This is a genomic window from Pantoea sp. GM01 (genome assembly GCF_000282675.1).
GTDB lineage: Bacteria > Pseudomonadota > Gammaproteobacteria > Enterobacterales > Enterobacteriaceae > Pantoea > Pantoea nemavictus.
In genome coordinates this window covers 75,771-88,044 of record NZ_AKIU01000080.1, presented here as the reverse complement: position 1 = coordinate 88,044, position 12,274 = coordinate 75,771, and the positions used below count along the sequence as shown (strand labels likewise).

At 57.7% G+C, this 12,274-nt stretch carries 9 protein-coding genes; 3 read left to right on the top strand and 6 right to left on the bottom strand.

What is annotated here, in order from left to right:
* Window positions 1–222: 222 nt before the first annotated feature.
* From PMI17_RS20565 to PMI17_RS20555, 3 genes are read right to left on the bottom strand one after another with little or no spacing between them, the layout of a single operon-like run.
* A complete protein-coding gene (locus PMI17_RS20565; RefSeq protein WP_007892339.1) occupies window positions 223–1,872 on the bottom strand; it encodes an iron ABC transporter permease in 1,650 nt (549 codons plus the stop codon).
* Between the two features lie 2 nt (window positions 1,873–1,874).
* Window positions 1,875–2,861 carry an ABC transporter substrate-binding protein gene (locus tag PMI17_RS20560; RefSeq protein ID WP_162129971.1) on the bottom strand — a complete coding sequence of 329 codons (987 nt, stop codon included), beginning with the start codon at window positions 2,859–2,861 and terminating at the stop codon, window positions 1,875–1,877.
* Window positions 2,839–3,552 (bottom strand): ABC transporter ATP-binding protein, encoded by a 714-nt coding sequence (locus tag PMI17_RS20555; protein ID WP_007892337.1) that lies wholly within the window; start codon window positions 3,550–3,552, stop codon window positions 2,839–2,841. Before PMI17_RS20555 ends, PMI17_RS20560 begins: the two co-directional genes overlap by 23 nt.
* 229 nt (window positions 3,553–3,781) lie before the next feature.
* On the opposite strand from PMI17_RS20555, the gene PMI17_RS20550 reads away from it, so the two are divergent.
* Window positions 3,782–5,005 carry an MFS transporter gene (locus PMI17_RS20550; RefSeq protein WP_007892336.1) on the top strand — a complete coding sequence of 408 codons (1,224 nt, stop codon included), beginning with the start codon at window positions 3,782–3,784 and terminating at the stop codon, window positions 5,003–5,005.
* A gap of 214 nt (window positions 5,006–5,219) precedes the next feature.
* Here the strand turns inward: PMI17_RS20550 and PMI17_RS20545 are convergent, their stop codons facing one another.
* Window positions 5,220–6,035 carry a TIM barrel protein gene (locus PMI17_RS20545; protein ID WP_007892335.1) on the bottom strand — a complete coding sequence of 272 codons (816 nt, stop codon included), beginning with the start codon at window positions 6,033–6,035 and terminating at the stop codon, window positions 5,220–5,222.
* Between the two features lie 423 nt (window positions 6,036–6,458).
* On the opposite strand from PMI17_RS20545, the gene PMI17_RS20540 reads away from it, so the two are divergent.
* Window positions 6,459–7,964, top strand: a complete 1,506-nt coding sequence (locus PMI17_RS20540; RefSeq protein ID WP_007892334.1) for a CoA-acylating methylmalonate-semialdehyde dehydrogenase — start codon at window positions 6,459–6,461, stop codon at window positions 7,962–7,964.
* Window positions 7,965–7,988: 24 nt separating this feature from the next.
* Window positions 7,989–8,807: a 5-deoxy-glucuronate isomerase gene (iolB, locus tag PMI17_RS20535; RefSeq protein WP_007892333.1), complete on the top strand. Its 819-nt coding sequence runs from the start codon at window positions 7,989–7,991 to the stop codon at window positions 8,805–8,807.
* An 80-nt stretch (window positions 8,808–8,887) separates the two neighbouring features.
* Here the strand turns inward: iolB and PMI17_RS20530 are convergent, their stop codons facing one another.
* Window positions 8,888–9,733 (bottom strand): MurR/RpiR family transcriptional regulator, encoded by an 846-nt coding sequence (locus PMI17_RS20530; protein ID WP_007892332.1) that lies wholly within the window; start codon window positions 9,731–9,733, stop codon window positions 8,888–8,890.
* 587 nt (window positions 9,734–10,320) lie between these two features.
* The gene (iolC, locus tag PMI17_RS20525) at window positions 10,321–12,234 is read right to left on the bottom strand and encodes a 5-dehydro-2-deoxygluconokinase (RefSeq protein WP_007892328.1); all 1,914 of its coding nucleotides are present in this window, start codon (window positions 12,232–12,234) and stop codon (window positions 10,321–10,323) included.
* Window positions 12,235–12,274: the final 40 nt, after the last annotated feature.

Genomic DNA, 12,274 nt, shown 5'->3' with positions numbered 1-12,274 from the left:
GCGCCGCCTCTCGCCGCATCCCTGCGGCTCGCCCTGGAATCCCTCACTCGCTCAGCGGGCTGGGATGTCGCCTCAACACCCACGCTGCAGCATCCACGCGTATTCTCAATCACCATCGCTGTAACGCCTGTAGGGTCGCCATTCATGGCGACCAGGTAACCTCCGTGGAGCCAGTGCGCTGCTTAACTGGCAGCATTACGGCATTCATGGCGACCGCTATCATCAGCGCGCCTGACGTCGCATTAACGCGGTGGCGGCCAGCATCAGGCTGAGGCTGGCGAGCAGCGTTAAGGTCGCCATCGCCATGCCTTGCCCCACAGAGCCCTGCTCGAACTGGCGCCAGATAAAGATCGCCACGGTTTGTGTGCCGGCCGGTGCCAGCAGCAGCGAGGTGACCAACTCGCGTGAGGCCACCGCGAACACCATCATCATTGCCGCCAGCAGGCTGGGTGCCACCAGCGGCAGCACAATCAGGCGCAGCGCCTGCAGGCGTGAGGCGCCATGCACGCGCGCGGCCGGTTCCAGCGTCGGGGCCAGCTGGCGCAATGCGCTGCTGACATAGCGCACCGGCCATGGCAGCAGCAAACAGCTGTACGATAACAGTAGAATAAACATCGTGTTATAGGGCGAAACTGGCCAGAAACCGCGATTCCACAGCAGAATCAACCCCACGCCAACCACCACGCCGGGCATCGCGGCAGGCAGCAACGCCAGACCATCCATCATCGCCAGCATGCGGGTTTTGCCTTCCGATACGCGCCAGGCGATGAGAAACCCGAGCGCGCCGGTCAGCAGCGCCGCGCCGAGCGCCAGTCCGATGCTGGTGGAGAAGGCCGCCAGCGCATCGCCTTGTTGGCTAAACAGTGCGCCAAAGTGGCGCAGCGTCAGGTTATTGAGCTGTAATCCGCCGGAGAGAGTATTTAGCAGGCCGCTCAACGCCATAGCACCCAGCGGCAGCACCACCGCCAGCAGCAGCGTGAGCACAAACGGCAGTAGCAGCAATATCTGCCAGCGACCGGCATGCGCCAGTTCCTGATTCACTGGTTTGCCGCTCACCGCCGTCACATCGCTGCTGCCGGTCAGTTTGCGCTGCAGCAACCACGCCGCGAGCGCTACCACACTCAGCATCAGCGACAATGACGCCGCGCCGGGCAGATCGATAGGCCAGTCGGCGAGTTTGGTTTCAATGCCAACGGTCATCAGCGTCAGCTTCGCCTGCGCGCCGAGCGCGGCGGGCACGCCGTACTCCTCAATCGCCAGGGTGAACGCCAGCAGCACGCCGCCCGCCAGCGCCGGTAACGTCAGCGGCAGCGTGATATGCCAGAAGCTGCGCCACGCCGATGCGCCGTGCACCCGCGCCACCCAGGCGAGGCGCTGTCCGCTCGCCAGCAGCGAACGTGACACCGCGAAATAAACCACCGGGAAGATGTTCAGGGTCATCACCAGAATCATACCGCTGCTGCTAAACAGCAGGCTGGCGAAATTGATGCCGGTGAGTTGTTCGATATAGCCGTTGCGTTGCAGCGCCAGCGTCCATGACAGCGCCACGATATAGGGCGGCGTGAGGAAGGGGATCAGGAACAGCAGATCCCACAGCGCCGCGCCCGGCAGGCGGAACAGGCCGCGCAGTGCGCCGAGCGGTAAGCCCAGCAGTAAACTGCACAGCGCCACGCCGCCGCCGATTTTCAGCGTGCCCAGCCACATGGAGAGCAGCTGCGGATCGTCCAGCAGCGCCGGTAAGGTACTCAGGGCGCCATGCCAGCTGCCTTCACTAAAGTGTGGAAACAGCGCCTGCAGCACGATAAACAGCAGCGGGAGCGCCACCAGCAGCAGTAACGCCAGCAGAATCAATCCGTTAAAAGCACGCGACATTGTTACTGCCCGAACAGCGCGCCGAAGCGCTTCAGGACTGCCGAGCGCTCGCTGCTGCCGTCCTGCAGGGTCGGTAATAGCTTAATCTCGGTAATCAGCGGACGCTGGGCTTTGATATCGGTACGCGCCGGCATCAGCCAGGCTTTCGCCACCTGTTGCTGGCCTTCATCCGACAATACGTAATCAACGAAGGCTTTGGCATCTGCGGCGTGCTGGCTGCTTTTCAGAATCATCATCGGACGCGGTGCCACCACCGTGCCGTTCTCCGGGAAGATCACCTTCACGCTCTCGCCCTGCGCAATGTTGTTATAGGTGACGTAATCGACCGCGCCAAACACCGCCGCCTTGGCGCCTTGCAGCACCGGCGTTACCGCCTGCGCATTCGGACCGCTCATGACCATGCCGTTAGCTTTCAACTGGTCAAATAGCTGCCAGGCTTTTTCGCCTTCGCTATTTTGCAGGCCAATCAGCAGATCGAGTGACGCACCTGACAGCGCCGGATCCGGCGTGGTGACCTTGTCTTTGAAGGCGGGTGCGGTGAGATCCTGCCAGGTTTTCGGCTCTGGCGTGTTGCTTTGCGTATTCCACACGATGCCCAGCGCGGAGATGCCCTGCGCCACGTAATGGGCGGTTTTGAACTGAGCCGGTACGTTCGTCGCGTTGGCGCTGTGGAACGGCAGCAGCCAACCGCGCTGTTGCAGATCTTCGGCGGTATCCCACGAGGCTGAGATCAGCACATCGGCCTGCGGATTGGCCTGCTCGGCTTCCAGGCGCGCCATCACTTTACCGGTGGTGGCCTGGAAGATATTCACTTTGATGCCGGTTTGCTTTTCAAACCCGGCGGCGAGGCTTTTCGACAGCGATCCCGGACCGGCGGTATACACCGTTAACGCCTGGGCATCGTTCATCATCATGGCGGAAGTCAAAATCATCGCGCTGATGGCTCCTTTCTGGCTAATGGCTCGTTTAACTGACTTGAGAGATGGCATTGCGGTCCCCTGAGAGGTGAGTAACGGAAACAATCTGGCCCTGCGCCAGGTGAATGATACGGTCCGCGAGGGTGTTAGCTTCCTCGCGATCGTGCGTAACGTAAACGGCGGTGATGCCCGCCGTGCGCAGCAGATCGGCCATGGTGTGAACCAGCGTTTCACGCAGGTCACGGTCAAGGTTGGAGAGGGGTTCGTCGAACAGCAGAATCGCCGGTTTCGCGACCAACGCGCGCGCCAGCGCCACGCGCTGCTGCTGGCCGCCGGAGAGCAGCGCCGGTTTACGATCGCCAAAATCAGCAAGGCCAACCTGCGCCAGGGCGGCATCGGCCTGTTGATGTGCGGCGGCTTTTTTTATGCCGCGCATGCGCAGCGGGAAGGCGACGTTCTGTGCCACCGACATATGCGGCCACAGCGCGTAATCCTGGAACACCATGCCAAGGTTACGCTTCTCTGGCGCGTCACAGTGGTGCGCCGACGCCACACAGTGCTCACCGATCCACAGCTCGCCTTCTGTCGGTTGCAGTAAGCCTGCCAGCAGTTTCAGCAGCGTGCTTTTGCCACAGCCGCTCGGGCCGAGTAGCGCCAGGATTTCGCCGGCGGGAATCGTCAGGGAGAGATCGTGCAGAATAGTCAGGTTACCCACCGACCATCTGAGATTTTTCAGTTCAATAGGCAGCGCCGCATGCGTCATCGGCCACCTCCGGTAAGAGAGTAGGCGTTGCGCACGCGCGCCTGAGGGGAAATCAGGAGCGTCATCAGATTGTTATCCTCTTTGGGATTTGATAGGGGGCGAGTCTACGAGCGCGATATGACGAAATGATGACCGTAAAACTGGGCATTTCACTGATGCGCTGTACGCCAAATGACGTATAGTTATCCTTCTGTTATAAAAATTCCGTCACCCACGAGCGCAATCACTCATGCCTGACCTGCCCGCCACCGCACCTGAAAATGGCCGTTTCCGCCTCAATTTACTGATCCTGTCCATCGTGAAGTTCAACTTTGCCAGCTATCTCACCATCGGCTTGCCGCTGGCGGTGCTGCCGGGTTTTGTCCATGACGGGCTGGGTTACAACGCTTTCTGGGCCGGATTAGTGATCAGCCTGCAATACATCGCCACGCTGCTGAGTCGTCCGCACGCAGGGCGCTTCGCCGATCTGTGGGGACCGAAAAAAGTGGTGGTGCTGGGGCTGGTGGGCTGCTTGCTGAGCGGCATCTGTATTCTGCTATCAGCGCTGAGTGAAGGGCAGGGTGTGCTGAGTCTGGTATTGCTGTGTCTGGGCCGCGTAATTCTGGGCGTAGGGCAGAGCTTCTCCGGCACCGGCACTTCGCTGTGGGGCGTGGCGCGCGTCGGTTCGCTGCATATCGGTCGGGTGATTTCGTGGAACGGCATTGTCACTTATGGCGCGATGGCGATCGGCGCGCCGCTCGGCGTGGTGATTTTCCGCAGCGGCGGTTTGCTGCTGCTCTCCAGCATTATCATCGCCATTTGTCTGCTGGCGATTGCGCTGGCGCTGCCGCGTGCGCCGGTAAAAGGCAGCAAAGCCAAGCCGCTGCCGTTCCGGGACGTGCTGAGCAAGGTGTACGGTTTTGGCCTGATTCTGGCGATGGGGTCCGCCGGTTTTGGTGTCATCGCCACCTTTATCACGCTGTTCTATCAGGATAAAGGTTGGGATGGTGCCGCCTTCGCGCTGACCATGTTCAGCGCCGCGTTCGTTGGCACGCGCCTGCTGTTTCCCAATGCCATTAATAAGCTGGGCGGGTTGCGCGTGGCGAGTATCTGCTTTGCGGTGGAGGCGATTGGCCTGTTTCTGGTGGCCGGTTCGTTCGATCCGTGGATGGCGAAGACGGGCGCATTCCTCACCGGCGCGGGTTTCTCGCTGGTGTTCCCGGCGATTGGCGTGGTGGCGGTGAAAGTGGTGCCACAGCAGAATCAGGGCAGCGCGCTCGCCACCTATACCGCGTTTATGGATTTATCCCTCGGCATCACCGGGCCAATCGCCGGTTTCATCATGAGTTATGCCGGCGTGTCGCTGGTCTATTTCCTCACCGCGCTGCTGGTGTGTTTAGCGCTGTTCTGCACGCTGCGCATGATCAAAAGAATGCCGGAAACCGCCGCAGCAGAGATTAAAGAGAGTGCGTAAATTTTCTATATAACTCAGGCATACCCTAAATAGTTTACGTCAGAGCAAGGCGGCAAGCGTGAGAATCCCCAGGAGCTTACGCCCGTAAGTGACTGGGGTGAGCACGCGTAGCCAACGCAGCTATGGCTTAAAATATGACGGGTATGAAAAAAAGGGCCTCCGACCGAGGCCTAACACTAGCAAAAGTGTCTAAAAGACACAGATAAGGGTTCTTTCAGGCTTGCAGCAATTCGATGCTGTGGCGAATCTGGCGCTCAATCTCTGCGGTGTTCCACGTCTCCAGTTCCGACGAAAACGGCTCAAACGCGTAGATCCCTTTGTAGCCGAGTATCTCCAGACGTTTCACCTGCGCCACGCTGTTAAGTACGTCGTGGTCACTGAGCATGATGCGTTCTTCATCGGTCAACTGCGCCGTTGGGCGGGTGTCTTCCACGCCGGAAAGATGCACCAGGCCAATGTAATTAATATCAATCTCCTGCGGGAACTCGTTTTCGGCGTTCTCATACAGGTGGTGATGGAAGGTATCGAGCAGCACGTTGAACGGGACGTTTGCCTGCTGAATCAGCTTTTGCGTCTGCACCGCCGAGCGCAGTGAACTCACCGGGAAACCCAGCGGTTCCACCAATCCCTGAATGCCATACTTCTCAAAGCGCGGTGCGAGCACCTGCAGCGCTTCCAGCGTCTGCTCGGACGTAACCTCAACGCCTTCATTGAGCGGACACATCACCAGCGCCTGCGCACCAATGGCGTGCGCTTCTTCAAGCAGCGCATCGGCTTTGGCCAGCAGCGTGTCATCGGCACGATTGAACGGGTAAAGCGCGTTAATCGTCACGATCTCAATATGATACTTATCCGTCAGCGCCCGCAGCTCGGCTACGCTGAGATCATCGGTTACCTTGCCGCTCGGCATATCATTACGCAGTTCAACCTTGCTTAATCCTAAGCGTTGCACCAGCTGAAAGAAGGCTTCCAGCGACAGCTGAGGCGCGATTTTACGGTTAATACAGAAACGGGTTGGATCGATGGCCATTTGCGGCTCCTGTAAAGGGTACGGATAAGGTGCTGCAAAGAGAACATTTATTTCATAATAGTTGAATTATGAAATATCAGATATTGGATCTGCCTCGCAAAAATTTCATATTTCGTTTCGCGTTACATGTGCATGCAGGATTTCAGACACAATTTCTCTGCTCACAACGGCTTAGCGACGGTGTGATTTGGTAAGGGCTTATCGCCCGCAGGGAAGCGCTACAGGCTGATTTTTACTTGGCTGTCAGCGTACAGGGAAAAAATGCGATCCATGCCGCTAAAAGGAAATTTTCCAAAAAGAAGTATTTGAAAAATTTATTTCATTGCTATAGCTTCATAGCACGCTTTAAGTATTGCCTGCACACGCAGCGTTGCGGTTTGAACCGGCTGTCTGCAGGGAACTTCACATCTAAGAGGCAACGACATGACTATCGTAGGAAACTTTATCGGCGGCAAAATTACCCACAGCGCCAGCAATGAAACCATTCCCGTGTACGATCCGGCGACTGGCAAAGTTGTGCGCGAACTGACGCAGAGCACCTCTGCTGAAGTGGAGAAGGCGATTGAAGTCGCTCACGCTGCGTTCCCGGAATGGTCGAAAACCGCTCCGTTACGTCGTGCCCGTGTGATGTTCAACTTTAAAGCCCTGATGGAAAAGCATCGCGAAGAGCTGGCAGCGCTGATTGTTTCTGAGCACGGTAAAGTGTGGTCGGATGCGCTGGGTGAACTGACGCGCGGTATTGAAGTGATTGAATTTGCCTGCGGTATTCCGCATCTGATTAAGGGTGAAAACTCACCAAGCGTGGGCACTGGCGTAGATAGCTACTCGCTGATGCAGCCGGTCGGCGTGGTGGCGGGCATCACGCCATTCAACTTCCCGGCGATGGTGCCACTGTGGATGTTCCCGATCGCGCTGGCGTGCGGCAACACCTTTATCCTCAAGCCACCGGCGCTGGATCCGTCAGCCTCGGTGCGCATGGCCGAACTGCTGAAAGAAGCGGGCCTGCCAGATGGCGTATTCAACGTGGTGCATTCGTCTAATGAAGATGCCGAGCAGTTGTACAAAGATCCGCGCATCGCGGCAGTCAGCTTCGTCGGTTCTTCCGGTGTGGCTGAGCACATCTACAAAACCGCCAGCGCCCACGGCAAACGTGTGCAGGCATTCGGCGCGGCGAAAAACCACGCCATCGTGATGCCAGATGCCGACCTCGATGCCACCGTGAACGCCATTATGGGCGGCGCGTTTGGTTCTGCCGGTGAACGCTGCATGGCGCTGCCGGTGGTGGTTGCGGTCGGCGACGACACGGCCGATAAACTGATTGCCCGTTTAACGCCGCTGATCAAAGCGCTGCGCGTCGGTCCTGGCATTCAGAAAGGTGCCGAAGAGAATGAAATGGGGCCGGTGGTGTCTGCTGCGCACCAGAAGAAAGTGCTGGGCTACATCGACAAAGGCGAGCAGGAAGGCGCGAAGCTGGTGGTTGATGGTCGCGGCATCCAGGTGGCCGGCCATGCCGAAGGTTACTACGTGGGCGGCACGCTGTTCGACAACGTGACGTCAGAGATGACCGTCTGGCGCGAAGAGATCTTCGGACCGGTCCTGAGCATCATGCGTTCCACTGATTTCGACAGCGCACTGCAACTGGTTAACAGCCACGAATTCGGTAACGGCAGCGCCATCTTCACCAGCAATGGCCACACCGCGCGTGAATTCGTGCAGAACGTCGAAGCTGGCATGGTTGGCGTGAACGTACCGGTTCCGGTGCCAATGGCGTTCCACAGCTTCGGCGGTTGGAAGCGTTCGGTGTTTGGTGCGTTGAACGTGCACGGTCCAGACGGCGTGCGTTTCTACACCCGCATGAAAACCGCTACCGTGCGTTGGCCGAGCGGTCAGCAAACCGTATCTGAGTTCAGCATGCCGACGCTGGGCTAATTTCGCTCAACAAGGAGGAACAGGATGTCTCTGATTTCGAAAGCGCAAAAACCCGACAGCAACGGTCGAATTCAACACGTCACGCCTGAGAGCGCGGGCTGGGAATATGTTGGCTTTGATGCCTATCTGCTGAAAAAAGGGCAGAGCCTGAAACTGAGCAGCGGCGACAAAGAGTTGTGTCTGGTGCTGGTGGCGGGCTTTGCGTCGGTGAAAACCCGCCACGCCGAGTTCCCGAATCTCGGTAAGCGTCTCTCGCCGTTTGAACGCACTCCGCCTTACTCGGTGTATGTGCCGCATAACGATGACGTTGAAGTGTATGCGGATAGCGATCTGGAGCTGGCGGTGTGTAATGCACCGAGCAGCGGCAACCTGCCGGCGCGCCTGATTGCGCCGGAAGATGTTGGCGTTGAGCAGCGTGGCAAAGGCCGCAACCAGCGTCTGGTGCACAACATTCTGCCGGATGACAAAGAGGCCGACAGCCTGCTGGTGGTGGAAGTGTATACCGACGAAGGCGCGACCAGTTCATATCCAAGCCACAAGCACGACCAGAAAAACAGCCCTGACGAAACCTATCTGGAAGAGACGTACTATCACCGTTTCGATCCTGAGCCAGGTTTCGCCATGCAGCGCGTTTATACCGACGATCGTTCGCTCGACGAGTGCATGGCGCCGTACAATCGCGATGTGGTGACGGTACCGCGTGGTTATCATCCGGTGGCCACCATTGCCGGTTACGATAACTACTATCTGAACGTGATGGCGGGTCCAAAACGCTTGTGGAAATTTACCTGGGAGCAAGATCACGCCTGGGTGAACAGCGATAAGTATCCGCGCAGCAAGTAAGCCGCACCAATGCAAAAGGGCAGCCATGTGGCTGCCCTTTTTGCTGGCTGGTCGCCATCAATGGCGACTCTACGAGGTATTTATTCGCTAATAACATTGTTATTCAGCGCCAGCGACACGGCGAGCGTCTGTGCCAGGCACAGCGACGCCACCTGCGAACGGAAGCCATCCACCTGCGCTTCACGTACCACAAAGCACACATCGCTGAAGGCGGCCAGCGGGCTCACCTGGCTATCGGTGATGGCGATCAGGTGCGCGCCACGCTTAGCACCCAATTCAACCAACTCCACCGCTTCACGCGCGTAAGGCGAATAGCTGATGGCTATCACCACGTCTTTGGGATTTACCATACTGAGCTGCTCGGTGAACATGCCGCCGAGGCCGTCAATCAGGAATGCCCGGCGCTCCAGATGGCGCAGCGCATAGACCAGATAGGAGGCCACGCTGAACGAGCGGCGCAGGCCGATAATGTAGATGTTCTCGGCTTCATCGAGCATTTTCACCGCGCGGTTGAGCTGGTCCGGATTCACCTGCATCGCCAGCTGTTGCAGCGCCTGGCTGTTCACCATGGTGAAGACGTTGAGGATCTCGGCCGGGCTCTCGGGTGAGGTGGCGCTGTCGTCGGTGGCGGTTTGACGGAACAGACGTGCGCGCTCGGTGTAGTTAACCGTCTCTTCCATCAGGTGCTGACGGAAAACCTGTTTCATTTCGTTGAAGCCGCTAAAGCCAAAGGCGTTGGCAAAGCGGATCAGCGTTGAAGGCGGCACATCGGCATGTTGCGCGATGGAGGCAACGGTATCGAACGCAATGCTGTTGCTGTTATCAAGAATATAACGAGCCACCTGCTTCAGGCGTTTACTCAGCGTCTCATAGCGACGACGGATATCGTCCTGTAACAGGGTAAGTTGTGTTGGATTATTGGTCATTACTTCGGCCCGCTAAAAAAGAAAATATGGCTGGATAATGAGCGCTATAGTACCAGATGGATGGAAAATTTCATTCGTTTGACATCTTCGTGACGGTTATTTCATCGGTTTATGAAATGCCTCACAGAATGTGCATGTTTTCCCCTCACCCTAACCCTCTCCCGCAAGCGGGCGAGGGAACCGATCCAGAGTCGGTGGAAGAGAGCATTCGTTCTGCAAAATTGCAGAGGACAGTTCCTTCTCCCGCAAGCGGGCGAGGGAACCGATCGAGTGAACGTTTTATCTATCACTCACATGTGGCAGCGTCTCCCTCTCCCGTGGGAGAGGGCCGGGGTGAGGGCATCAGGTCGCAGAGGACAGTTCCTTCTCCCGTTAGCGGGCGAGGGAACCGATCGAGTGAACGTTTTATCTATCACTCACATGTGGCAGCGTCTCCCTCTCCCGTGGGAGAGGGCCGGAGTGAGGGCATCAGGTCGCAGAGGACAGTTCCTTCTCCCGCTTGCGGGAGAAGGTTAGGATGAGGGCCAGCGCGCGCAGTGCCAAAAAAAAGCGGCCATCGGCCGCTTCTCTCATACTCATTCAACAACTCAACCGCGCACCGCACGCCAGTAGCCGATCAGGCGTAGATAATTACCCTTCACGGTTTCGATCAATGCTTTATCGTCCAGTTCGCCCTGCAGCCACTGACGTGACGGCTGGCCGAAGATGGTGCGGCCAACGGCAAAACCTTTCACCCACGGCGCTTGTGCTGCTGCCGCGAAACCGGCTTTCAGCGTCTCTTCTGGCGCATCCAGACCCAATAGCAGAATGCCGCGGCAGTGCGGATCGTTCTGTTCAATCAATCCACTAATGGCTTGCCAGCTCTCCGCTGACAGCGGCGGCAGTTTCCACCAGTCTGGCTGAATACCGAGGCTGTAGAAATGGCTCAGCATCTCGTAATAGTAGGATTCATTACGGTCCGGATTGCTCTCCGGCAGAATCAGCTCCAGCAGCAGTTCATGTCCACTTTTGTTACAGCCATTCCACACATCAAGAACCAGATCATCCTGCTCTTTACGCAGTTCAGCGCTGTCGTGCGGATGGTAAAACACCAGGCATTTCACCACGTGCTCGGCAGGCCAGTCGACCAGCTGCGAGCCAATGTTGCCGTGCTCAAGGCGCAGTGGCCGTGAGCTGGGCAGTTCAATCGGACGCCCAATCCACCAGTTTTTACCGGTAATCGCGTTGAGGGCTTTTTGGCCGTAAGTGGTATCCGCGAGGATGCCGCTCTTCTCATTCAAACCGGCTTCATTCGCCGCTTCTTCTGCCGCGCGCAGCAGCAGCAGTTTCAGTTGCGGAATGCGCTCTTCGCTAACGCCCGCTTCGCGCGCCATATCGGCCAGCTGCTTACGGTGGTCGAAGGCAAACACATTCAGCTCTGGCCACTGCTGTTTACGCGTGGTGACGCGATGCAGATGGTTCAGACGCGCATCCAGATCCGGGCGTTGCACCTCTTTATCGCGACTGAGGAAATCATCCAGCTCTTCTTTGGTTGGCATCGCCGGTGCACAGCCGTGGCGGGAAACCACCAGTGCGCCACAGGCGTTCGCGTAACGGCATGCCTGCTCCCAGCTTTCGTCATTCAGCCAGCCGCGCAGCAGGCCAGACATAAAGGCATCGCCCGCGCCCAATACGTTCAGGACTTCAACGCGCACGCCGCTCTGCAATTTGGTCTGTTCCCAGCTATCCGGGATATCACCTTCAAATACCACGCAACCCATCGGACCGCGTTTGCACACCAGCGTGGCCTGGCTCGCTTTACGCACATTTTTCAGCGCAGTCAGCGTATCGGTGCTGCCGCCGGCGATATGGAACTCTTCTTCCGTCCCGACCACCAAATCGAAATAGTGCAGCACTTCCTGCAGCTGTTGCGTCACTTCGCCCGATTCAATGAAACGCGTTTCGCCGTCGCCGAGTGAAGTCAGACCCCACAGCACCGGGCGATAATCGATATCCAGCGCGGTGCGTAGCCCGTTACGTTTGGCGATATCCAGCGCTTTCAGCACTGCCGCGCGGGTTTGCGGATGCGAAAGATGCGTGCCGGTGACCGCCACTGCCCGTGAAGAGGTAATGAACGCTTCGTTGATATCTTCCGGCACCAAGCCCATATCCGCGCAGTTGTCGCGGTAGAAAATCAGCGGGAAAGTCTCTTCATCTTTGATACCGAGGATCACCAGGCCGGTGAGGCGATGTTTATCAGTGATCAGCCCTTCGGTATTGCAGCCTGCACGCTGCAGTTCTTCACGCAAAAAGCGGCCATTATGTTCGTCACCAACGCGTGCCAGCATGGCAGATTTCAGGCCCTGAATGGCTGTGCCGTAAGCCACGTTACCGGAAGAACCGCCCAGATACTTATTGAAGCTGGTCATATCTTCCAGACGTGATCCAATTTGCTGACCGTAAAGGTCGACGGCGATGCGTCCGATACAAATCACATCAAGCCGCTTCTGTTGTGTACTCATACCTGTTGTTTCCTTCTGTGATAAGCAGACACTGCGGGCG

Bases quoted from the DNA above. Each gene is read 5' to 3' on its own strand.
- PMI17_RS20545 (WP_007892335.1), bottom strand. From the start codon at position 6,035: ATGGCCATCGATCCAACCCGTTTCTGTATTAACCGTAAAATCGCGCCT.
- PMI17_RS20555 (WP_007892337.1), bottom strand. From the start codon at position 3,552: ATGACGCATGCGGCGCTGCCTATTGAACTGAAAAATCTCAGATGGTCG.
- PMI17_RS20550 (WP_007892336.1), top strand. From the start codon at position 3,782: ATGCCTGACCTGCCCGCCACCGCACCTGAAAATGGCCGTTTCCGCCTC.
- PMI17_RS20540 (WP_007892334.1), top strand. From the start codon at position 6,459: ATGACTATCGTAGGAAACTTTATCGGCGGCAAAATTACCCACAGCGCC.
- iolC (WP_007892328.1), bottom strand. From the start codon at position 12,234: ATGAGTACACAACAGAAGCGGCTTGATGTGATTTGTATCGGACGCATC.
- PMI17_RS20565 (WP_007892339.1), bottom strand. From the start codon at position 1,872: ATGTCGCGTGCTTTTAACGGATTGATTCTGCTGGCGTTACTGCTGCTG.
- PMI17_RS20560 (WP_162129971.1), bottom strand. From the start codon at position 2,861: ATGCCATCTCTCAAGTCAGTTAAACGAGCCATTAGCCAGAAAGGAGCC.
- PMI17_RS20530 (WP_007892332.1), bottom strand. From the start codon at position 9,733: ATGACCAATAATCCAACACAACTTACCCTGTTACAGGACGATATCCGT.
- iolB (WP_007892333.1), top strand. From the start codon at position 7,989: ATGTCTCTGATTTCGAAAGCGCAAAAACCCGACAGCAACGGTCGAATT.